At 31.8% G+C, this 22225-nt stretch carries 24 protein-coding genes; 23 read left to right on the forward strand and 1 reads right to left on the reverse strand.

All coding sequences use genetic code 11. The features are described from left to right. The first annotated feature begins 26 nt into the window (after positions 1 to 26). The 21 genes from JMA43_RS13360 (at position 27) to JMA43_RS13460 (ending at position 20164) form a co-directional block, all read left to right on the forward strand. A complete protein-coding gene (locus JMA43_RS13360) occupies positions 27 to 2810 on the forward strand; it encodes a TrlF family AAA-like ATPase (RefSeq protein ID WP_342157195.1) in 2784 nt (927 codons plus the stop codon). A 159-nt stretch (positions 2811 to 2969) separates the two neighbouring features. After that, entirely contained in the window at positions 2970 to 3806 is an 837-nt protein-coding gene (locus JMA43_RS13365; RefSeq protein ID WP_342157196.1) for a hypothetical protein, read from the forward strand. Positions 3807 to 3972: 166 nt separating this feature from the next. After that, positions 3973 to 4593: an FEKKY domain-containing protein gene (locus JMA43_RS13370; RefSeq protein ID WP_342157197.1), complete on the forward strand. Its 621-nt coding sequence runs from the start codon at positions 3973 to 3975 to the stop codon at positions 4591 to 4593. A gap of 192 nt (positions 4594 to 4785) precedes the next feature. After that, positions 4786 to 5493 (forward strand): hypothetical protein, encoded by a 708-nt coding sequence (locus tag JMA43_RS13375; protein WP_342157198.1) that lies wholly within the window; start codon positions 4786 to 4788, stop codon positions 5491 to 5493. Between the two features lie 178 nt (positions 5494 to 5671). Next, entirely contained in the window at positions 5672 to 6166 is a 495-nt protein-coding gene (locus JMA43_RS13380; RefSeq protein ID WP_342157199.1) for a MepB family protein, read from the forward strand. A gap of 535 nt (positions 6167 to 6701) precedes the next feature. Then, positions 6702 to 7694 (forward strand): AlbA family DNA-binding domain-containing protein, encoded by a 993-nt coding sequence (locus JMA43_RS13385; protein ID WP_342157200.1) that lies wholly within the window; start codon positions 6702 to 6704, stop codon positions 7692 to 7694. Positions 7695 to 7920: 226 nt separating this feature from the next. Then, positions 7921 to 8580: a hypothetical protein gene (locus JMA43_RS13390; protein ID WP_342157201.1), complete on the forward strand. Its 660-nt coding sequence runs from the start codon at positions 7921 to 7923 to the stop codon at positions 8578 to 8580. A gap of 163 nt (positions 8581 to 8743) precedes the next feature. After that, positions 8744 to 9214, forward strand: a complete 471-nt coding sequence (locus tag JMA43_RS13395) for an OsmC family protein (RefSeq protein WP_342157202.1) — start codon at positions 8744 to 8746, stop codon at positions 9212 to 9214. 533 nt (positions 9215 to 9747) lie between these two features. After that, positions 9748 to 10791, forward strand: a complete 1044-nt coding sequence (locus tag JMA43_RS13400) for a serine hydrolase domain-containing protein (protein ID WP_342157203.1) — start codon at positions 9748 to 9750, stop codon at positions 10789 to 10791. Positions 10792 to 11645: 854 nt separating this feature from the next. Continuing rightward, positions 11646 to 12191 carry a GNAT family N-acetyltransferase gene (locus JMA43_RS13405; RefSeq protein ID WP_342157204.1) on the forward strand — a complete coding sequence of 182 codons (546 nt, stop codon included), beginning with the start codon at positions 11646 to 11648 and terminating at the stop codon, positions 12189 to 12191. A gap of 431 nt (positions 12192 to 12622) precedes the next feature. Next, entirely contained in the window at positions 12623 to 12886 is a 264-nt protein-coding gene (locus tag JMA43_RS13410; protein WP_342157205.1) for a hypothetical protein, read from the forward strand. Between the two features lie 542 nt (positions 12887 to 13428). Continuing rightward, the gene (locus JMA43_RS13415; protein ID WP_342157202.1) at positions 13429 to 13899 is read left to right on the forward strand and encodes an OsmC family protein; all 471 of its coding nucleotides are present in this window, start codon (positions 13429 to 13431) and stop codon (positions 13897 to 13899) included. 1174 nt (positions 13900 to 15073) lie between these two features. Then, the gene (locus tag JMA43_RS13420) at positions 15074 to 15403 is read left to right on the forward strand and encodes a hypothetical protein (protein ID WP_342157206.1); all 330 of its coding nucleotides are present in this window, start codon (positions 15074 to 15076) and stop codon (positions 15401 to 15403) included. 61 nt (positions 15404 to 15464) lie between these two features. After that, complete coding sequence (locus tag JMA43_RS13425; RefSeq protein WP_342157207.1) at positions 15465 to 15719, forward strand: hypothetical protein; 255 nt, start codon at positions 15465 to 15467, stop codon at positions 15717 to 15719. A 126-nt stretch (positions 15720 to 15845) separates the two neighbouring features. Continuing rightward, positions 15846 to 16328, forward strand: coding sequence for a hypothetical protein (locus JMA43_RS13430; RefSeq protein ID WP_342157209.1), 483 nt, complete (start codon positions 15846 to 15848; stop codon positions 16326 to 16328). Positions 16329 to 16509: 181 nt separating this feature from the next. Then, entirely contained in the window at positions 16510 to 17301 is a 792-nt protein-coding gene (locus tag JMA43_RS13435; protein ID WP_342157211.1) for a CPBP family intramembrane glutamic endopeptidase, read from the forward strand. A gap of 135 nt (positions 17302 to 17436) precedes the next feature. Then, a complete protein-coding gene (locus JMA43_RS13440) occupies positions 17437 to 18021 on the forward strand; it encodes a hypothetical protein (RefSeq protein ID WP_342157213.1) in 585 nt (194 codons plus the stop codon). After that, positions 18008 to 18130: a hypothetical protein gene (locus JMA43_RS13445; protein WP_342157215.1), complete on the forward strand. Its 123-nt coding sequence runs from the start codon at positions 18008 to 18010 to the stop codon at positions 18128 to 18130. Before JMA43_RS13440 ends, JMA43_RS13445 begins: the two co-directional genes overlap by 14 nt. Before the next feature lie 57 nt (positions 18131 to 18187). Further along, positions 18188 to 18670: a hypothetical protein gene (locus JMA43_RS13450; protein ID WP_342157216.1), complete on the forward strand. Its 483-nt coding sequence runs from the start codon at positions 18188 to 18190 to the stop codon at positions 18668 to 18670. Continuing rightward, positions 18660 to 19244, forward strand: coding sequence for a hypothetical protein (locus JMA43_RS13455; protein ID WP_342157217.1), 585 nt, complete (start codon positions 18660 to 18662; stop codon positions 19242 to 19244). The genes JMA43_RS13450 and JMA43_RS13455 overlap by 11 nt, the downstream gene beginning before the upstream one ends. Positions 19245 to 19402: 158 nt before the next feature. After that, a complete protein-coding gene (locus JMA43_RS13460) occupies positions 19403 to 20164 on the forward strand; it encodes an RDD family protein (RefSeq protein ID WP_342157219.1) in 762 nt (253 codons plus the stop codon). 176 nt (positions 20165 to 20340) lie between these two features. Here JMA43_RS13460 and JMA43_RS13465 read toward each other — a convergent pair whose 3' ends face one another. Beyond that, positions 20341 to 20502 (reverse strand): hypothetical protein, encoded by a 162-nt coding sequence (locus JMA43_RS13465; protein WP_342157221.1) that lies wholly within the window; start codon positions 20500 to 20502, stop codon positions 20341 to 20343. A gap of 204 nt (positions 20503 to 20706) precedes the next feature. On the opposite strand from JMA43_RS13465, the gene JMA43_RS13470 reads away from it, so the two are divergent. Beyond that, entirely contained in the window at positions 20707 to 21372 is a 666-nt protein-coding gene (locus tag JMA43_RS13470) for a hypothetical protein (RefSeq protein ID WP_342157223.1), read from the forward strand. Positions 21373 to 21532: 160 nt separating this feature from the next. Then, complete coding sequence (locus JMA43_RS13475) at positions 21533 to 22060, forward strand: hypothetical protein (RefSeq protein WP_342157225.1); 528 nt, start codon at positions 21533 to 21535, stop codon at positions 22058 to 22060. Positions 22061 to 22225: the final 165 nt, after the last annotated feature.

The following is a 22225-nucleotide window of genomic DNA, read 5'->3' on the forward strand; positions in this document are numbered from 1 at the left end:
TACTGCATTAAAGAAAAATTGAACATATGAGTAAAAATTACCCTAAAGGTTCTGAATGGAGAATTTGGGATTTACATATTCACACACCAGGAACGAAAAAGAATGACCAGTTTACAGGTGCAACTCTTGAAGAAAAATGGGATAATTACGTTACTTCAATTAATGATTCTGATAAAGAAATTTCTGTACTTGGAATAACAGATTATTTTAGTATCGAAAACTATTTCAAATTTAAACAGTTACAAACGGAAGGGAAAATAACAAAACAATTTGACCTTGTCTTACCAAATATCGAACTGAGAGTTTTACCTGTGACAGGTTCTGCAACACCAATTAACTTACATTGTATTTTTAACAATGAAATAGATTCTGAAATTGAAACAAGGTTTTTAGCTAAGCTCAAATTCACAAATTCAAATAGCAGTTACTCGGCTACCAAACAAGAACTAATAAGGTTTGGAAGAGATCATTCTAATAATCAAACATTAGATGAAGAAACAGCATATAAAAAAGGGGTTGAACAATTTGTAATAACATTAGATTCCCTCGACTCAATATTTAAAAATGACCGAAAACTACGAGAAAATACAATAATTATAGCGTCTAATAAAAGTACTGATGGTGTTACAGGAATTGTGAAACATCAAGATTTTTTCATAAACAAAAATGAATCACAATTAGATGCTACACGCCAAAGCTTATATCAATTTTCAGATGCAATATTCTCGTCAAACGAAAGAGATAGGAATTATTTTATAGGTCAAAGTGTTGATGATGAACAAACGGTAATACGAAAATGTGGGTCTTTAAAACCTTGCTTTCACGGTTGTGATGCTCATTCAAATGACAAAATATTCAATCCTGATGATAATAGGTATTGTTGGATTAAAGCTGACCCAACTTTTGACGGATTAATACAAATTCTTTATGAACCAGAGGAAAGAATCAAAATTTCTGATAAAAACCCTATTCTTGAATTTGACAAACCTTACATTTCTAACATTAAATTTAAAAACAATTTGAATGTCTTTCAAGATGAAGATGACTTAAATTTTTCACATAATGAAGGTATTCCTTTAAATCAAAATTTAGTTACGATAATTGGTGGTCGTGGAGAAGGAAAAAGTATGCTTACCGATTATGTAGCCAGTAGCTTTATAGGTCAAGAACATTCAAAAGAGGGTGTTTTTAATAAAAATGGAGAGGTAAATTTATCATATCATAAATCCAACCAATCAGATGATGACATTATAAACTTTGACCTAACAGAAGACAAAAAAGCAGTAGAGTTTATTTATATAAATCAAGGGCGTTTAAAAACTTTAGTAGAGAAAAAAGACAAACAATTTCAACTTGCGAATTCAATAAGAAAACTCGCAAAACTAAAAGAACCAGAATTTGATAAGGAACTTGACCAACAAATATTAGATTCATTGCAAAAATTCCACGAATTGAATCGTTTTTTTGAGGCAAAAGATGAAGAAGGCAATCTAATAAACTCAATCAAGTATTTAGAAAGCCAAGAAAAAGCAATTAATGATTTTATCAGCAATATTACGACAAGTGAAAATAAAGATAAACTAGAGAAATACTCTGAAAACCTTAGAAACAGGAACAACCTAAACTCTAAACTCAAAGAATTAAATGAATTAGAGGTAAGTCTAAATAATTCAATTGAGGAACTAAATCAAAAAATTAGAAGCGTTAATGGTAAAGCCTCGAAAATATCGTTAATTAAACTTAGTACTTTAAAGAAACAATTTGATGAAATAATTGCTTGGAAATCTGAATTACAAAAAGAGATTGAAAAAATAACTGTTATAATTTCAGCTGTAAAGGAAGAATTTAAAGATTATAAAGGTGATTTAACGACATTATTAAACGATATAGACAAGTTTCAAAAAAACTTATCAGAAATACGAGAGAAGATTGCAAGTTCAAAATCGAAAAGTGAAGAATTAACGAAACTTAAAAAAAAGATATTCTTTTCAGACCAAGAACATATTTCGCTTATCGACAAAATTAAAGCAGACTATGAATCACAAATTTCTGAATTGTTGAAAAATTGGGGTGAATTCAAAGATGTAGATTCTAAAGAAGGATTAAATCTTTCTCAAAAAGCCATTATGAAAAATCTTTTAACAGACCTTGAAATAGAGGTTAAAATAGATTTTGACATTGAAAAATTTTACGGCTTAATCTATCATTCCATTGATGGTGCAAAATGGAGAATTAAAGGAAATAGAGAAGCGCAAAAAAATGCGTTTGAGATAAACGATTTAGATTCCTTTTTCAATTTTCTAAAAAACAAGTATCAAGACTTTTATGAAAGTGATAATATTCATAGTAAAACCCTAAAAAACATATTCTTTAAAGAATCAGAGCGTAAACAGTATTTAAAAGTATTTCCAATCCTTAAATACAAAGGAAAAGATTTAAATAAGATTTCAGTTGGTCAAAAAGGAACGGTCTATTTAAAAATGATGCTTGCGACAGAAGCATTTTCTAAACCAATCATTTTTGATCAACCAGAGGATGATTTAGATAATGAATTTATTATGCAAAATTTAATCACCTTATTCAAGGAATTGAAACAATATAGACAAGTAATTATTGTAACCCATAATGCTAATTTAGTTGTAAATGCTGATGCGGAACAAGTAATTGTTGCCTCAAATATTGACGGAGAACTAAATTATGTTTCGGGAAGTTTAGAGAATCAATTGATTAATTCAAAGATTTGCCAAATCCTTGAAGGTGGAGAAATTGCCTTTGAAAAGCGAAGGAGGAAATACCAGCAAATCCAATAATAACGCAGTACAACAACGTATATAAAAAATAGCGGTTTAATCGCTTAAAAGAAACAAAATGAATAAATTAAAGGTCTGTTATAATCCGAAAAGTTAGTGCGTAGAACCTGCTACTTTTCATATACAACACCGTTAGCGGTAATTTGAACCAAAATCTGAATGAGAGAACAAATAACAGTTGATAAAGCAATAAAAAGAGGACATTTAATTGTGAATGTTCCTGTATTTATCGCAATTATTGGCTGTCCAGCTTTGGCTTTATACTTATCAAAACAGAATTTAATTCCTGGTTGGGGAATTGGAATAGCTTTTTTGATAGGGTCTGTTTTAGCTTGGTTAATTTGGAGCTTTATGATTACCAAATGGAGAATTTGGGCATTTGAGAATGTGAGAAACGTACACGAGTTAAAGAAAAGAGCTATCCAAGAAAAATTGATTTGGAATGACGGAAATATTTTTGAAAAAACGGAAATAAGAAATACCGAGGATAAGAGTAAACTAAAAAAACTTGAAAAGAAATTTGAGCAAGAAGATGAATATCGAGAAGATTACTCTCTTCCACCAAAAATGAAAATTCATTATTCGAAAATTTACAATTATGCAGAATTAGGAGTTTCAATTTTAATAACTATTGGTGGAGTTTACTTTTTCTTTCAAGGAACTACAATGAATTATATTTTGGGAGTTATATTAATAGGTGTTGGAATTTATAACTCAATAAAACAATCTCAAAAAGCATTCAATAACGAACCACAAATAATAATTGACTCGAAAGGAATACAAACTAATAACGTAGAATTTAAAAGTTGGTCGAATATAGAAAGTGAAGAGGTTGTTCAAGAAGGTTATGGCAAATCAGCTAAATCTTATCTGACTTATTTCTACGATGAAGAAGAATTTGAAAAAATAGAAATTGACTCTCTGAATGTAACACACAGAGAATTAGAAAATATTATAAGAACATACAGAATACGAAATAATAAAAACTACCGCTAACAATGGCTATAAGTAATTGCTTGTTCTCGCCTACTTCTGAAAATCCTCGCGGATTTTCAGTTTGGTGTGTACTTGCTAAGTTAAGTGCTAAACCACGCAACTACTCATAGCCGAGACCGTTGTAAAACATTATGACCCGTGATAAAATAAGTAAAATTCAAACATTATGAGAAATATCATCTTCATTTTAGCCTTTACCCTATTCTCCTTAGCTTCCTTTGCTAAAGAAATTGAAGTAACAATTGTATTTGAAAAATTTACAGAAAAAGAAAACATTTCAGCTGAACTTCTTATAATTGAAACTAATCAAAGAATTGAAATCAATCAAATAGAAAACTTTAAAGTTACTCTTCCAGAAAAAGGAAAATATAAATTTAGTTTCATTTCAAAAGACTTTATAGGATATACCACCTACCCAAAACGAATTAACGAAAAGAATAATACCGTAACCATTAAGTTATTTTCTAAAAGTGAACTAGCTGAGAATGGAATCTACGTACCATCACTAGAATTAGAAACAGATTTAACTGATGAGCAAATAAAGCAACGAATCGAATCTGGTACTCTAAACTTCATTATGCACGGAATAGACAGTTCAGTGCCAAAAGAATATTTAGAATTTAAAGAAAAATACGGAATAGGACTTGTGAAAAAAAATTGTATGATTGACCCTTTGTCGTTTAAAAACACCATAAAGAATAATCAAATGATTTATGAATATATGAATAGGATTTATGGAACTGAATGGTTGAATGAATTAACATCAAAACCTTTCGGAATTAAATAGAAAAACAAAAACGTTTTACAACAACGTGTAAGCGCAATTGCTGGCTGATTTTTCCTGCGGAAAAATCTAGCTAAATCCAAACGCTCGCGTTTTTTTGCTATCTTAGTACAAAATCACAGCAACTGACGTTTACACAATACCGTTAGCTTGCATTATAAAGACGATACAGTACACAAACAATAGATTATTAGTATGAAAAGATTCTTAGGTATGTTTATTTATATTGGTTTAACAACAAGTACTTTTGCGCAGTTGCAGTATTCTCAATATTTTATTGACATAGAACCAATAACAAATCAGACTATCTACAAAAACATTCCTAATACGATTGCAATTGAGCCAAATCAAGACTTGGAGTTCCCTATTGATAGCATAAAAGTAGAATGTGAAGGTGGAATAGCATCAACTATTTCGAGCGGTTTGTTAACTTTAACACCAAATCCTAACTCTTCTTATTGTCAATTGAAATTTTTTTTTGGAGAAAAACAAGTCGGATATAAAATTCTATTCCCTAAAAGGTTGCCTGAACCATTTTTTTATTCTTATCAACTTAATGACAAGGATGAAAGCTCATTTTATGGATTAACACTTGGCTCACAGGTAGGCATAGACGAAATTAAAAGAATTAAGGAGTTCGAATTATTAACAGATTTAGGAACAGGAAAAAATGGACATATGTTTGTACTAAACTCGTTTGATTATAAAATATTGCGAGATGATAAAATTGTAATCAATGGTACAAATACTACTGGAATTCTTAGTAAAGAAACGATTGCGGATTTTGAAAAACTTAAGGTTGGTGATTTTCTGATTTTATATAATGTAAATTGTAATTTAAAAAATGGATTTGATAAAAGGATTTTTAATTATAGAGTTGTGAAGATAACAAACGCAAGCTAACAATGTATATACAAAATAGGCGAAATAGTAGTAAATTTAAGGGGTGTAGCCCACTTCAAAATCGTAATGGTTTGATAAGTTTGAATCCCACAATCACCTACTTTGCATATACTCACCGTTGTATGTAATGCCCAAAACGCAACAATGAGAATTGAAAATACCGACAGAAATTCAGCAAATGGACAAAAATCTAAACCAAATTAAAACGGAAATTTATGACAAGTGCTCACTTGAGATTTCCGATTTTATAGTCGAAACTGAAAGTAAAGAATATGATGCTTGTCGATTTCAACTAAACGGACTGAATATTTTGAATAGAAATGCTAAAATAACACCAAAAAAAGTCGGACAATTTGTTACATTTTGGAAGCGAAATGAAAATGGCCCGATTGAACCGTTCGATGAAAATGACCAATTTGATTTTTACACTGTAAATGTTCGGACTGAAAATGAATTTGGACAGTTTGTATTTCCGAAGTCTATACTAATTAAAAAAGGAATTATCTCAACTGAAAAGAAAGAGGGAAAACGAGCATTCAGAGTTTATCCGAATTGGGATATTGCGAAAAACAAACAAGCAGAACGAACTCAAAAATGGCAACTGAATTATTTTTATCAAATAAACAGTTCGACTGATTTACAAAAAGTGACCGAATTGTATAATGGAAAATAAAGCACTACATACAACAATGTATAACCGCAATTACGGCGGATTCGACTACGTCCGAATCCACTCGGAATTGCTAACGTCAGTGCTAAACCGAAAAACTTCGTATATTTAGCCGTAACTGACGGTTATACTTACCCGTTGTGCAGTATAAAAAGTGTTTAAAAAAGCCAACTTCTTCTCTACTCCTTTTTCAGTTTTTTAAGGCAGGTAAATGCAGTTCCTTTTCCGTCGGTGTTTATTTAAAAGTTCAGTATTTTAAAACAAAGGCAAAAAGCAAACGCACGGTAGCCTGCCACAAATCTGTACGCAAGCAATACGTAACAACTTTGCTTTTTGCGGTTAGTTTGCTAAGTTTTGCGTTTTGACTTACACTGCACAACAATATGTACAGTTCATTGCTACGGAATTTCCTTGCGGAAATTCGGGCGCATTTTACTATCTTAGTTTCTTAAATCTGAAAATCCTACGGATTTTCACGCAACGAAACCATACATTTAACCGTTGTAGGTAATGCGAGAAAATCGTCCTAAATTGAAAAATGGATTTAAATAAAATTAATAGTTACATAGAAAACAAAGTCGAGGAAAACCTAAATCTTGACTACAAAGCATCTGGTTCATTACAACGTAATGACAAAAAAACTAATGAAATTTCCAAAGATGTTTCTGCTTTTGCTAATTCCGACGGAGGACTAATAATTTATGGAATAAAGGAAGATAAAATTAATAGGCATTTACCCGAATCTATTGACGCAATAAACCGAAAAGAGATTACTAAAGAATGGCTTGAACAAATCATTCAAAGTAAAATTCGACCAAGAATCGACGGAATTAAAATTCATTCAATTACCGTTAACGAACAATCTGATGAAGTAGTTTACGCTGTTGAAATTCCTAAAAGTAATACAGCTCATCAAGCAAACGACCGAAAATACTATAAAAGGTTCAATTTTAATTCGGAACCAATGTACGATTATGAAATAAGGGACATTTTAAATCGGACTAAATCACCAGTTATCGACCTTGAATTAGAGATAACCAAAAAGACTTATGAAGTTACTAAACCAACTTATGGAATTCCTTCATTCTCAATCGGAAATGATGGAATGTTTCAAAAAGCAGAACCGACAAAAGAATATAAAACTAACTATACATTAAGAGTTTGGGCTAGAAATAACGGAAAAGTATTAGCAAATTACTTAAATGCATATATCAATATTCCACAAGAATATTTGAAAGAAGAGGAAGAATCAAAAAGTGGAGTCGCAAGCATATTTATGGAAAACACTATTCGAGATGTTGTGGACTCGACATATATTCCAACAATGAATGGAGGTTATGCTAGTCCTAAATATGGACCATCAAGATATGACCCAATCTTACCAACTAGATGTTTACACCTAAAAGACATAAAACTTAATGGAAAATTTGAGAATTCTGACAAAGTTTTGGAATGGATAGTTTATTCAGACAACGCTGAACCGAGAAATGGAACAATAAAAATATCAGACATTGAAATATTTGAAAAATAAGCACTACCTACAACAATGGCTATACGTAATGCGGGCTGAACGGCAAAACCGAAGTTTGGGGCTTCTATTCCCCTCGCAGTTTTGTATATTTATTGACAGAAAATAACAAATATAAAAACGGCTCGCTACAGTCTGTGCAAAATCGGAAACTATCGCTTCCAATTCCCGCACTACGCATAGCCGAGACCGTTACCCAACATTTGAAAAAAACCAAACAAATAATTTTATGAAATACTTAATTGCCCTTTTGTTAATTACAAATCTTTCTTTTGCTCAAGAATGGACAAAAACCGAATTGAATGTTTTTTCTTCAATCGAATTTCCTGTTGCACCTGAAAAAACTGCGCAAAATGGAGATATTTACTATTCAACTTCCGACGACTATGGAGTTTACCTCGTAATGATTAGAAATATGGGAAACCAAAAAATATCTGAATCGGAATTACCACAGTTCTATGAAGGATTTCTATACGGTGTACTAAAATCGGTAAATGGAGAATTAATTAAACAAAATGAGTTTAACACAAATGGGATTATTGGAAATGAAATGGTTTATTTAGCCAATTCTAATCCTCAATTACCGAATTTAAGACATAAACGTGTCATTCTCAAAAACAATAATTTGATAAGCTACGAATTTTGGACTTTCGAAGAAAGTGAACAATTAGCTTCAAAAAATAAAGAAAGGTTTTTCAATTCAATAGCTGTTTCAAATACAAAAATTGCTGAACCAGAAAATCCTGAAAATGAGGAAACCAATTCTGCATATGAAAGTGGATTTTTGATTGGAAAAGTAGTGTTTTACTTATTTGTAGTTGGCTTAATTATTAGCGGAATTTTATTAATTCGCAAACTGACAAAGAAAAAAAATAAAAACGTTGGGTAACAACGTGTATAATTCATTGCTTCTGATTTTCCTTCGGAAAATCCTCGCGCTGAATTATTGCCTTTTATTTTTTACTAAATTAGTTGCTAAACCAACGCAACGAAATCATACACAAACCGTTGTAAGCCATTTGAAAAAACCACCAAGAATTTGATACTCAGAAATGAAAAAGCACAATTACGAAATAAAAGTTGAATGGACAGGAAACGAAGGAAAAGGAACTTTAAATTACAAATCATACAACAGAAATCATAGAATTATAGCTGACGGAAAATATAATGGGATTAATGGTTCATCAGACCCTTCTTTTTTGGGAGATAATACAAAATATAATCCCGAGGACCTTTTTTTATCTTCTTTATCGGCTTGTCATATGCTTTGGTATTTGCATCTATGTTCGGCAAACAACATTATAGTAACTGAATATTCTGACAATGCTACAGGAATTATGGAAGAAACTAAAGATGGAAGCGGAAAATTTACCGAAGTTACTCTTAACCCAAAAGTAAAAATTACGGATAAAGAAATGATTGAAAAAGCAAAAGAACTACACAAAGTAGCAAACAAAATGTGTTTTATTGCCAATTCTTGCAATTTCAAAATAGGACATAAACCGAATATAATAACTGAATAAAAAAACGGCTTACAACAATATATAACCGCAATTACGGCGGATTCGACTACGTCCGAATCCACTCGGAATTACTAACGACAGTGCCAAACCGAAAAACTTTGTATATTTATCCGTAACTGACGGTTATACTTACCCGTTGTACAGCATAAAAAGTGTTTAAAAAGCCACAACTTCTTCTCTACTCCTTTTTTGGTTTTTAAAGGCAGGTAAATGCAGATTCTATTCCATCGGTGTATTTTTGAAAGTTCAGTTTTTAAAAATAAGGGCAAAAAGCAAACGCACAGTAACCAGCCACCAAACTATACGCAAGCAGAACGTAACAATTTTGCTTTTTGCGGTTTATTTGCTAAGTTTTGCGTCTTGACTTACACTGCACAACACTATGTATAGTTCATTGCTGTGGAATTTCCTTGCGGAAATTCAAGCGTTTTTTACTATCTTAGTTTTCAAAGCTGAAAATCCTGCGGATTTTCACGCAACGAAACCATACATGTAACCGTTGTGCGTCATTTGAAAAAACAGAAGAACACTTAATGAAATATAGTTTAATAATCATAACTTTTTACCTTCTAATTTCCTGTCAAACCAACGGACAGAAAAAACAAAATAACGATTCTGACTTGTCGTTAAGAATTGACTCAATAATTAGCGGACAAAAATTCAATGGAGTAATTTTGGTTTCCGTTGACTCAACCGACATCTATTCAAAAGCAATTGGTTTTTCTGATTTGGAAAACGAAACTAAACTAGAGATAAACGACCAATTTGTAATAGGCTCCATAAGCAAACAAATTACAGCCGTATTGGTTTTGAGAGAATATGAAAAGAAAAATCTTGAACTTGACGATTCGATTGGAAAATACTTAACCCAAATAAATCAGCCTTGGACAAAACAAGTAACCATTCATCACCTGTTAATTCACACTCACGGAATTGTTGACTTGAACAAACCATTGGAATTTAAACAAGGCTCACAATTCCATTATTCCCAATTGGGATATGAACTGCTCGCTCAAATCCTTGAAAAGGTTACTAAAAAATCTTTTGAACAATTATCAACCGAACTTTTTGAAAATTATGGACTTAAAAACACATTTCATCCTAGTAACAAAAAATACGAACACCTAGTAAAAGGCTATGAAGAAAACGAAAATGGAATTTTGGTCTTTGCTACAAATAGTTTAGACAATTATGTTCCAGCCGGTAGTTTCATATCAAATGCAGCCGACCTGAAAAAATGGAACGAAAATTTATATTCGGGAAAATTGGTTACGAAAGAAACTCTGAAATTGATGACAACTAAATACGCAACTCGAATCCATCCGATTTTTGAAACAGTTGATTATGGATATGGACTACTTTTTAAAGACGGAGAACAAAATATTCAAGTAGGTGCATTGGGTTATGTACCTGGATTTGTATCTACTTGCTATTATTATCCACAGGAAAACTTGAATCTTGTCATTTTGGAAAATACTGCAAACAATTTAAATGACTTTAAACAGACATTTAAGATACATACAGAAATTATGGAATTGATAAAAAAACGAACGCACAACAACGTATATAAAAAATAGCGGTTTTAGTGCTTAAATCAAAGTGATTTCCATATATTTGAGTTAGTACAAAACCGAAAAGTTCGGCTTCCCTACTCCGCTACTTTTTATATACAAAACCGTTGTACAGTATAAAAAGTGTTTATAAAGCCAACTTCTTTTCTACTCCTTTTTTAGGTTTTTAAGGCAGGTAAATACAGTTCCTTTTCCATCGGTGTTTATTTAAAAGTTCAGTATTTAAAGACAAAGGCAAAAAGCAAACGCACGGTAGCCTGCCACAAATCTGTACGCAATCAATACGTAACAACTTTGCTTTTTGCGGTTTATTTGCTAAGGTTTGCGTTTTGACTTACACTGCACAACAATATGTACAGTTCATTGCTGTGGAATTTCCTTGCGGAAATTCGGGCGTTTTTGCTATATTAGTTTCTTAATCTGAAAATCCTACGGATTTTCACGCAACGAAACCATACATTTAACCGTTGTACAGCATAAAAAGTGTTTAAAAAGCCAGCTTCTTCTCTACTTCTTTTTTAGTTTTTAAAGGCAGGTAAATGCAGTTTCTATTCCATCGGTGTATTTTTGAAAAATCAGTTTTTAAACGCAAAGGCAAAAAGCAAACGCACAGTAACCAGCCACCAAGCTGTACGCAAGCAGAACGTAACAACCTTGCTTTTTGCAATTTATTTGCTAAGTTTTGCGTCTTAACTTACACTGCACAACACTATGTATAGTTCATTGCTGTGGAATTTCCTTGCGGAAATTCAAGCGTTTTTGCTATCTTAGTTTCCAAAGCTGAAAATCCTGCGGATTTTCACGCAACAAACCATACATGTAACCGTTGGCTGCAAGCCGAAAAAATCACACGAAATAAAATGGAAATCAGAAAAGCAAATGTTCAAGACGTTGAAAAACTAAAAGAAATCGGGAAGCTGACTTTTGCCGAAACTTTTTCTTCAGAAAACAGCGAAGAAAATATGAATGAATATTTGGAAAATGGATTTTCAACAAAAAAACTGACTGCGGAGCTAACCGACCAAAATGCTGAATTTTACTTTGCAGAACTTAATGAAAAAACAATCGGATATTTAAAAGTGAACGTTGGACAATCCCAAACCGAAATAAAGGATAAAAACGCACTGGAAATTGAACGAATTTATGTGCTAAAAGAATTTCACGGAAAAAAGGTCGGGCAAATTCTTTACGATAAAGCCATTGAATTGGCGAAAGAAAAAAATGTGAAATATGTTTGGTTGGGAGTTTGGGAACAAAATCCGAGAGCAATCCGATTTTATGAGAAAAATGGATTTAAAGCGTTTGACAAACACATTTTCAAGCTTGGGAATGATGAACAAACAGACATAATGATGAAACTAAAATTGAATGGGAAAAAGCCTGCAGCCAACAACGTGTATAGTTAATTGCTCGCAACTACCCTACTCGGAAAATCCTACGGATTTTCCTCAGGTTCGGTTTCTTTTTGCTAAATTAGTTACCTAAACCAACGCAACAAACCATACACAACACCGTTGTAAACAATTTGAACAAAAATCTCGCTAAATATGGAATTATAAGTATAATTGGAATCATTTTGATTTACCAATTTCTTCCTATTGGAGATTATTGCTCTGGACTTTTGAACTTTTTGAACTCTTTATTCCTACTTGGATTATTAATAATAATTCTTCTCATTTTGACAATTCGGAATCTAATACGAATCAAAAAAAAGAATGGAAAATTTGACTTCATTCCGTTAATTCTTGTTCTGATTTTCGGAACCGTTTGGTATTTAATAATCGATTTACCTGACAAAAAATTCTGGACTCAAAAATCACTAATCGGATTTATCGAAATGGAAGGAACACCTAAAAGTGGAACTTTAGAATTGTTTAAAAATGGTTCGTTCGGAGCTTCATATCATCGTGCTGACTACAGTTGTACTTATCAAGGAAATTATGAAATAATTGACAATCGATTAGTTCTTAAACGAACTGATTTAACCGAATTGACTGATAAAGTTTTTACAACAGAATACTTGATTAATCGAAAAGATAGCATTCTAAAACCAATGAAAAACGGATTTATGGAAATCGGAATTTCAAAAATAATGGAATGAAAAAACTGTTTACAACAATGTATAACCGCAATTACGGCGGATTCGACTACGTCCGAATCCACTCGGAATTGCTAACGGTAGTTCCAAACCGAAAATTATTGTATATTTAATCCGTAACTACTGTTATACGTAACCGTTGTGCAGTATAAAAAGTGTTTAAAAAAGCTAACTTCTTCTCTACTCCTTTTTTAGGTTTTTAAGGCAGGTAAATACAGTTCCTTTTCCGTCGGTGTTTATTTAAAAGTTTAGTATTTTAAGACAAAGGCAAAAAGCAAACGCACAGTAAATAGCCACCAATCTGTACGCAAGCAATACGTAACAACTTTGCTTTTTGCAGTTTATTTGCTAAGGTTTGCGTTTTGACTTACACTGCACAACAATATGTACAGTTCATTGCTACGGAATTTCCTCGCGAAAATTCAAGCGTTTTTGCTATCTTAGTTTTCTAAAGCTGAAAATCCTACGGATTTTCACGCAACGAAACCATACATGTAACCGTTGTAAGCCATTTGAAAAAACCACCAAGAATTTGATACTCAGAAATGAAAAAGCACAATTACGAAATAAAAGTTGAATGGACAGGAAACGAAGGAAAAGGAACTTTAAATTACAAATCATACAACAGAAATCATAGAATTATAGCTGACGGAAAATATAATGGGATTAATGGTTCATCAGACCCTTCTTTTTTGGGAGATAATACAAAATATAATCCCGAGGACCTTTTTTTATCTTCTTTATCGGCTTGTCATATGCTTTGGTATTTGCATCTATGTTCGGCAAACAACATTATAGTAACTGAATATTCTGACAATGCTACAGGAATTATGGAAGAAACTAAAGATGGAAGCGGAAAATTTACCGAAGTTACTCTTAACCCAAAAGTAAAAATTACGGATAAAGAAATGATTGAAAAAGCAAAAGAACTACACAAAGTAGCAAACAAAATGTGTTTTATTGCCAATTCTTGCAATTTCAAAATAGGACATAAACCGAATATAATAACTGAATAAAAAAACGGCTTACAACAATATATAACCGCAATTACGGCGGATTCGACTACGTCCGAATCCACTCGGAATTACTAACGACAGTGCCAAACCGAAAAACTTTGTATATTTATCCGTAACTGACGGTTATACTTACCCGTTGTACAGTATAAAAAGTGTTTAAAAAAACTAACTTCTTCTCTACTCCTTTTTTTAGTTTTTAAGGCAGGTAAATGCAGTTCCTTTTCCGTCAGTGTTTATTTAAATGTTTAGTTTTTAAAGTCAAAGGCAAAAAGCAAACGCACAGTAGCCTGCCACCAATCTGTACGCAAGCAGAACGTAACAACTTTGCTTTTTGAGATTTATTTGCTAAGGTTTGCGTTTTGACTTACACTGCACAACAATATGTACAGTTCATTGCTACGGAATTTCCTTGCGGAAATTCGGGCGTTTTTACTATCTTAGTTTCCAAAGCTGAAAATCCTACGGATTTTCACGCAACGAAACCATACATTTAACCGTTGCCATTCATTGCGGAACGCACTCAAAACCGACAAATAAATATGACCAAATTAAATAAATGGATTCTAATAAATTGTTTGATATCATTTTTAATGTTTTCATTTATTTTTTATAAAAATGTTGGAGTATCTGGTGGAGATATAGCTATTTATGCTTTAAACCTAATATTCGGAATCATTCAAATAATAACAGTAATAATCCTGATTTGGAAAAAAGAGAAGAAGTTTTATAAGGTTATACTTTTCATTCTACTCTTTCAGATAATTGAAATAATGATAATGACAGTTTGGGGAAATAGTATAAATACATTTCTTAAATCTTATTAGTACTCTGAATTGAAAAACAATTGAATGTGGAATTTAGTAAGTTGCGGAATTTCTCACTCAATCGGAATTGAAAAATATTGTGGAATAAAGCGCTGAGTGAATTCACTCAAACTCTGAATAGTGGAACACGAAGTTTAGTGGAATAATTAAAAATCTGAAAAAAAACAACGAAATGGCAACAACGTGTATAGCTCATTGCGGCTGAATTCCTAATCGGAATTCATTGCAATTTGCTATCTTCGTTCTACGGCGGAAAATCCTCTCGGATTTCCCGCAACGAGCCATACACAAGACCGTTGTAGGGCATTTAAAGAAACCAAATATTGAGCAAGAAACTTAAATATGGAATTTTGACGATTGGACTAATAATTCTAATCGGATTTGCTCTTAAAGGAAGAGTTACACACGAAAAGTTTGACTCCGCAAAATGGAAAAACTGGACGGAATCAGAAACCGAATGGTCGTTAAGATGGGATATGATGAACAGTTTGAGAAATAACTATGACCTGAAAGGAATGTCCAAGAACGATATTTTAAAACTACTTGGAGAACCAGAATCAAAAACCGAAAATGAATTTGGTTATTATTTGGGCTATTCAAAGCGTGGGATTAATACTGGACGACTGACAATTAAATTTGATAAAAATAAAGTAACCGACTTTTCAGTTTGGGACGGATAGAATGAAAAGATATTTGACCATAAAGAACATTCTAATCGCAATAGGGATAATTATTTTTGACTTGGCGGTATACTTCGTCCTTGCTCTTTTACTTATGAATTATGACGATTTTTATGATGAGAGCAAAGGCGAATATTGGAGTTTAGAGAGTATGACCTTTTGGCAAAAAGTGAATTACATTGGATTTAATATTTGGCAAATTATCAATCTAATTGCGATTGGGTATATAATTTATCGAATCATAAAAGAAATAAAAAAACGCCCTACAACATTGGCTATAAACAATTGGGGCGATAGTGATAAACCGAAAGTATAAACATAAAACAAAGGTCGGTGCTAAACCGAAAAGTTAGGACATAAAATCCCCAACTGTTCATAGCCGCGACCGTTGTAAGCAAGCTGAAAAATGACATTCGAGGAATTAAACAAACATATAATCCCAATGACCGAATTCACCCTGAAATGGAGGTTTACGGAAGAAGAATATGACTTGCTTTCCGAACAGCATATTGCGGAATTAAAACCACTTGACAAAACCGGAGCGGAATTTCTTGCTGATTACATAAGCAACTGTAGAATTCATAGTCAAATGCCTTTTAAGAATGACCTATTTCGGAATTTGGACAAAGCGAAAATTCTTGAAGGAAATGAAAAAGAAATAACTAAATGGTTATACCAAAGAGCAATTCCTTTCGACAAAGAAGTGTATTTATCTTGGGATGGTCGAAACGGAATGATAACCAAATGGAAATTTGTAGTAAAATATTGGGATTCTATTTTTTACGGAGGTTCGGATGACTTAACTGTTTTTGACCAAAGTTTGGAATGGGCTTTATTATTCTTTCACGAAAACGAAATTTATTTCGGAACTAATAAAGAATACGAATCTAAAGCGGAATATGACGAAAATTGGTTTACACTGTAAAATAATTGAAATGAAAAGCCTGCTTACAACAATGTATAACCGCAATTACGGCGGATTCGACTTCGTCCGAATCCGCTCGGAATTGCTGACGTCAGTTCTTAACCGAAAATCATTAACTTTAATCCCGTAACTGACGGTTATACGTACCCGTTAGCTGTAATAAAACCAAATCGTTAAAGAAATGAGTATAATTAAAGCATTTTTATATACAGCTTTAGCGTTTGTGTTTTGGACAATAATTCAACTTGTAATATTTCTACCAATTAAAGCTCTCATTGAAGAACCAAATTACTTCACTCATATATTTGGAATAACTAAAATTATATCTGTTGTTGGATCATTTTTACTCATATATTTTTTCTTTTGGAAACCAAATTTTGATTTTAAAAAAGCTATTAAAATTGAAAATTATGATCCTCGGATATATTTATATCTTCCTATAATTGGAATTGGTATATTCCTTATAAATAAACCGTTTTGGGATTTCAATAAAATACTTGAATCCTATCAAGGAATTTCTACAAATGACAACTTCTTTAATTCTAAAAATAATATTACTATAATTTACAGTCTCATTTCCAATTTATTAATTGCACCTATAGTCGAGGAACTATTTTTTAGAAAATTTTTATTAGATAAATTATCAATAAAATATAAACCGATTATAGCATTAATTATTTCAAGTATCTGCTTTTCAATAATACATATCGAGACACCAAATAATTTAATACCAACTTTCATAAGTGGAATTATACTCGGAATAATATATTTGAAAACTAAAAAAGCTGGTTATTGTATATTGCTTCATTTCATTGTAAACTTAATTATAGTTACGACGAACAATGTTAGAATCTCTAATGACAATTGGCTGATTGGTTATAATTTTGACTTTATTTATTGGCTAATGTTTGGAATTGGAATTTTCATAACATCAATCGGAATGAGAAAAATTACTACAGCTAACACTGTATAACCGCAATTACGGCGGATTCGACTACGTCCGAATCCACTCGGAATTGCTAACGACAGTGCCAAATCGAAAAACTTCGTATATTTATCCGTAACTGACGGTTACACGAACCGTTACCAAACAGTTGAAAACCGAACAATGAAACAACTTCTGAGTTTAATATTAGCACTTTCAATTTTATCAAGTTGCGACCGAAAAAAGTCAGACAAAATCCAATCGAAACTCGAACAGAAAACTGAATTAGAAACGGTAAAATCAAAAAAGAATATCGATACAATTAATAATTATTGGGCTTTAATTCTCGACACTATTTCAAGCAAAAAAGAATTTAAAATCGTAGACTTAAACCATACCCTTGAAATAAAAACTTATAGCTTAAACGATAGTTCAATTGTTAAGAATTTATCTCAAAACGGAAAACAAGTCTACTTAGACCATTCTCACAAAATGGTAACTGATTTAAAACTTTTAACTGACTCAATTGTTGACAAAAAACAAATCGATAAAACTGACTTTGAAAAAAAACTAATTCCTGAATTTTATGCCGAATGTAATCTTTTCTCAACAGAAATTGACAGTATTGCGGAAAACAATATTTATCTGACTTCGGTCATGGCTGTTCCTGATACGGACAATCAATGGAGAGTTTGGTATTCGATTAAAATAAATTATAACCGACTTGGTAAATTGGAAATAAAAGAAACTGATTATGTCGGATTATAAAAACCGTTTGGTAACACTGTATAACCGCAATTACGGCGGATTCGACTACGTCCGAATCCACTCGGAATTGCTAACGGTAGTTCTAAACCGAAAATTATCGTATATTTAACCCGCAACTGCTGTTATACGTAACCGTTGTAAATAATTATACTCAAATTTGAACCAATTGAAAAAACATGAAGCTCCCTTTTCAAACCATGATTTGGAAATTATAAAATCAAAGAGTAAAAAATCTCATTTTGCTTGGTTTATAGCTAACATTATATTGGGTTTTATTTCAATCGGGTTACTAAATAAACCTGGCTTTGGATTTGTTGAATTTTTAGCCTGCCTCTTTTTTATTATTTCTTTTTTACCATACCTACGTTTCTTTTATAAAAGTCCAACAAAAAGAGATTTAGAGGAGAGAATTAAAGTTCACATAGAACTAAAAGTAAAATATAAAAGTAAAAATATGGATAACTTCCATCATTATAAAATAGAATTTGAAGAAAATCCTTATTTCTATAATTACGGTCTATTAGAAGAAGATTTTGATAACGTAAATGTTGGTGATATAATTTATATAGAATTCTCAAAATATGCTCGTTGGATTTTAAAAATTCAATGTAACGGGCAAGATATTGAAAACCCTTATTATGTCAAGTAATATTTCAGCAGAAAGAAGAAAGAGAATATCTAGCAATTATTGGAGGAAATTATTAGTAATGCTATTTCTTCTTTTCTTTTTTTGGATGCTTATTGCTTTTCCGTTTATGATTATAAATATTCAGGAAAAGACTCTCTATTTAATACACAAATCAGAATTTACTAAAAAGAAAGTTAAAATTGACTCTGTTGCTGTTAGAATAGGAACATCTGTAGGGAGTAAAAGTGGAGGACCCTCATATTATGGTTATGATCTATTATATAATAACTTAACAGAGAAAATAAGTCTAACAGATCCTAATGCAGTAGTCTTTATTTCTAAACAAGATAAAGATGATTTTAACCATTTTTCAACAATTCATAACTCAGGCCCATTTTATCTGCCAAAAAATGATTCTATATGGATATGGCATCATCATAAACTAAAAAATAGATACGCAACAGAAAACGAATTGATTTTAGATACTTCAGGATTCTTAATTCAAATTATCTCAAATATCATAATGGTCATAATTGTAATTTGGGGTGTTATATGGCAGATTAACAAATGGATAAAACTAAAGCAAAAAAAATAACTATTTACAACAACGTATAAAATTAATTGCTAGAACAAGCCTACTTACGAAATCATTACGAATTTTCCATTCGGTTTATTTTTTCTAAATTACGTGCTTAACCACGCAACTAATCTTATACAAAACCGTTAGCACCAATATAAACCAACGATCAACTAATGAACGAGAATTTAGAAAAAGAATATCTTTTATCAAGCAGGAAAAGACGAATAGCAGCATTTTTAATTGACTATTTTACATTTTCCTTTCTGATAGTAGGAATTGTATTCTTGTCACTTGGGACAGATTTTATGGACGAAAATAATTTCAGTAATCTGACAAGCAAAATGTTGCCGACAATGTTGATTGGATTTCTAATATACTTTGCGAAAGATTCAATAAAAGGAATTAGTCCTGGAAAGTGGGTTATGGGAATAATGGTAAGAGATGAAAATAAACCGAATGAAGTTCCTCCTTTTGGGAAATTATTTGTCCGAAATCTATTTTTAATAATTTGGCCAATAGAATTTATAGTTCTTGCATCAAGTCAAGATAAAAAACGACTTGGAGATAAAACTATAAAAGCAATTGTAGTTAAGAATCCTAATAAACCGGAAAAACTTCCGAGAGTTTTGGCATTAGTTGGAATTGGAATTGCCTTTTTTGCATTTACATTCTTATTTGCTGGCTCAGCAATAAAAAATTCAGATGCATACAAAGTTGCTATTTCAGAAATTGAACAAAATGAAGAAATCATATCAGAAATTGGCGGAATAAAAGATTATGGAATGATGCCTACAGGTAGTGTCAATATTTCAAATGGATATGGAGAAGCTCAATTGAGCATAAAAGTTATCGGAAATGAAAAGGATTTAAATGTTGGAGTTTACCTAACAAAAGAACCGAATGGTGAGTGGAAACTAATAGAACTGAATAAATAAAATACTGGTGCTAACAATGTATAACCGCAATTACGGTGGATTCGACTACGTCCGAATCCACTCGGAATTGCTAAAACCAGTTATTAACCGAAAATCATTATCTTTAATCCCGTAACTGACGGTTATACTTACCCGTTGTGCAGTATAAAAAGTGTTTAAAAAAGCTAACTTCTTCTCTACTCCTTTTTTAGGTTTTTAAGGCAGGTAAATGCAGTTCCTTTTCCGTCGGTGTTTATAAAAGTTAAGTATTTTAAAACAAAGGCAAAAAGCAAACGCACGGTAAACAGCCACCAAGCTGTACGCAAGCAATACGTAACAACTTTGCTTTTTGCAGTCAATTTGCTAAGTCTTGCGTTTTGACTTACACTGCACAACAATATGTACAGTTCATTGCTGCGGAATTTCCTTGCGGAAATTCGGGCGTTTTTGCTATCTTAGTTTCTTAAAACTGAAAATCCTAACGGATTTTCACGCAACAAACCATACATTTAACCGTTACCACACATTTGAGAAAAACGCTTTTCATATCGACAATTTTAGTTTTGAATTCATTCTTTTCGTTTGCCCAAAACAGAATTGAATTAGTTACGAATGATTGTAGTCAAGAAAATGGATTTACAATGTTTTTATTGGATAGAGCTAAACCTAAAATTCTAACTGAACAAAAATTTGAACAAGAAGAAAAATATTGGAATAATCAAAAGAAGATTTTACTTAATAATTCGGACATTATAAAAATAGAATACACGAATATTTTTGGACAGATAATTGACACAACTTTCACAAACGCAAAGGAACTGAATGAAATAAAAATCTGTGTAAATAAATTCAAAGATTACGAAAAGAAATCTCTAATAAAAGAATCAATCCAAAACGACCAAAGCTGGGTTTTAAACTCAACTTGGGGACATCAAACTTTTGAATCTGATGAACTGACTCTTAAACCTAAAAACGGATTTTTAAAATATAAATATTACAAAAACGGAAAAAGAATAAAGCGTGGAAAAATAAAAATAACGGAAAACGTTGTGGGCAGAATAGCTTTATTTGAGCGTAAACTGAATTTAATGCAAAATGCTGACAATTCTTGTAATTTCGGAGTTAGTTATAATCTCGACAACGGAACTGAAAAAATTAAATTTCAAGACGACAGTTGTTCTGGATTTTCGAATGAACAATTGTTAACTGAATTAAAAATAATGGAATAAAAAACGTGTGGTAACACCGTATATAATTTATTGCTAGTTATAGCCTACTTACGAAAATCCTCGCGGATTTTCTATTCGTTTTTTATTTGCTAAATCATGTGCTTAAAACACGCAACAAACCATATACAAACACGTTGGCAACAAGCTGAAAAAATTACGAATGAATCAAAATCTGGAACAAATATTTGAATTAGAATCTGCCGAAAAATATAATGAAGCATATTCTGAATATCGAAACCTGATTTCGGAAAACAACGCGGATTTTGAAACGTGGAAATATTATTTCTTCTTTTTGTGGTCTATGCTTGAAGATGTGAACGGACTATTTAAAAAAGATATTGACTTACGAACCGAATTGGAATCCGAATTAAAAAACGGACTGAAAAAATACTCGGAATTAGCTGAATTTAATTTTATTGCTGGATATGCGATTTCAATTTTCCCTTACGAATTTGGCGACTACGAAGAGTTGGAAATTAAAGGGAAAGAGATGCTAAAAAAGGCATTTGAATTGGAACAATCTAATCCGATTTATAAAATGGTTTACTTGGGTTCAAAGAGTCTGAATGAGAAAGAACAAAGTTTATATAAAAACGCTTGTGCTCAAACAAAACTGATTCTAAAAACCAAACATAGCGGAAAAGGATTATTGAACGAATATTACAATCAAGTATTTAATCGTGAATAAAAAAAGCCAGTTGCCAACAAGGGCTATACGTAATGCGGGGTTGAGTAAATATTTTAAATTTTCGGCTTGTAAGTCGCTTCGCCTTTTGTATTTTTAGTGAAAATTTAAAATATATAAACGGCTTCGCTCTACTCCGTGCCGATTTGAAACTTTCAGCTTTCAAAT

The organism is Joostella sp. CR20, from assembly GCF_038433465.1.
Lineage (GTDB): Bacteria > Bacteroidota > Bacteroidia > Flavobacteriales > Flavobacteriaceae > Galbibacter.

What these genes read in the sequence shown, in the direction of transcription:
- JMA43_RS13430 (WP_342157209.1), top strand. Translation starts at nt 15,846, where the DNA reads ATGACCGAATTCACCCTGAAATGGAGGTTTACGGAAGAAGAATATGAC.
- JMA43_RS13410 (WP_342157205.1), top strand. Translation starts at nt 12,623, where the DNA reads ATGGAAGGAACACCTAAAAGTGGAACTTTAGAATTGTTTAAAAATGGT.
- JMA43_RS13475 (WP_342157225.1), top strand. Translation starts at nt 21,533, where the DNA reads ATGAATCAAAATCTGGAACAAATATTTGAATTAGAATCTGCCGAAAAA.
- JMA43_RS13460 (WP_342157219.1), top strand. Translation starts at nt 19,403, where the DNA reads ATGAACGAGAATTTAGAAAAAGAATATCTTTTATCAAGCAGGAAAAGA.
- JMA43_RS13360 (WP_342157195.1), top strand. Translation starts at nt 27, where the DNA reads ATGAGTAAAAATTACCCTAAAGGTTCTGAATGGAGAATTTGGGATTTA.
- JMA43_RS13455 (WP_342157217.1), top strand. Translation starts at nt 18,660, where the DNA reads ATGTCAAGTAATATTTCAGCAGAAAGAAGAAAGAGAATATCTAGCAAT.
- JMA43_RS13375 (WP_342157198.1), top strand. Translation starts at nt 4,786, where the DNA reads ATGAAAAGATTCTTAGGTATGTTTATTTATATTGGTTTAACAACAAGT.
- JMA43_RS13385 (WP_342157200.1), top strand. Translation starts at nt 6,702, where the DNA reads ATGGATTTAAATAAAATTAATAGTTACATAGAAAACAAAGTCGAGGAA.
- JMA43_RS13365 (WP_342157196.1), top strand. Translation starts at nt 2,970, where the DNA reads ATGAGAGAACAAATAACAGTTGATAAAGCAATAAAAAGAGGACATTTA.
- JMA43_RS13380 (WP_342157199.1), top strand. Translation starts at nt 5,672, where the DNA reads ATGGACAAAAATCTAAACCAAATTAAAACGGAAATTTATGACAAGTGC.
- JMA43_RS13440 (WP_342157213.1), top strand. Translation starts at nt 17,437, where the DNA reads ATGAAACAACTTCTGAGTTTAATATTAGCACTTTCAATTTTATCAAGT.
- JMA43_RS13390 (WP_342157201.1), top strand. Translation starts at nt 7,921, where the DNA reads ATGAAATACTTAATTGCCCTTTTGTTAATTACAAATCTTTCTTTTGCT.
- JMA43_RS13405 (WP_342157204.1), top strand. Translation starts at nt 11,646, where the DNA reads ATGGAAATCAGAAAAGCAAATGTTCAAGACGTTGAAAAACTAAAAGAA.
- JMA43_RS13400 (WP_342157203.1), top strand. Translation starts at nt 9,748, where the DNA reads ATGAAATATAGTTTAATAATCATAACTTTTTACCTTCTAATTTCCTGT.
- JMA43_RS13395 (WP_342157202.1), top strand. Translation starts at nt 8,744, where the DNA reads ATGAAAAAGCACAATTACGAAATAAAAGTTGAATGGACAGGAAACGAA.
- JMA43_RS13370 (WP_342157197.1), top strand. Translation starts at nt 3,973, where the DNA reads ATGAGAAATATCATCTTCATTTTAGCCTTTACCCTATTCTCCTTAGCT.
- JMA43_RS13435 (WP_342157211.1), top strand. Translation starts at nt 16,510, where the DNA reads ATGAGTATAATTAAAGCATTTTTATATACAGCTTTAGCGTTTGTGTTT.
- JMA43_RS13445 (WP_342157215.1), top strand. Translation starts at nt 18,008, where the DNA reads ATGTCGGATTATAAAAACCGTTTGGTAACACTGTATAACCGCAATTAC.
- JMA43_RS13415 (WP_342157202.1), top strand. Translation starts at nt 13,429, where the DNA reads ATGAAAAAGCACAATTACGAAATAAAAGTTGAATGGACAGGAAACGAA.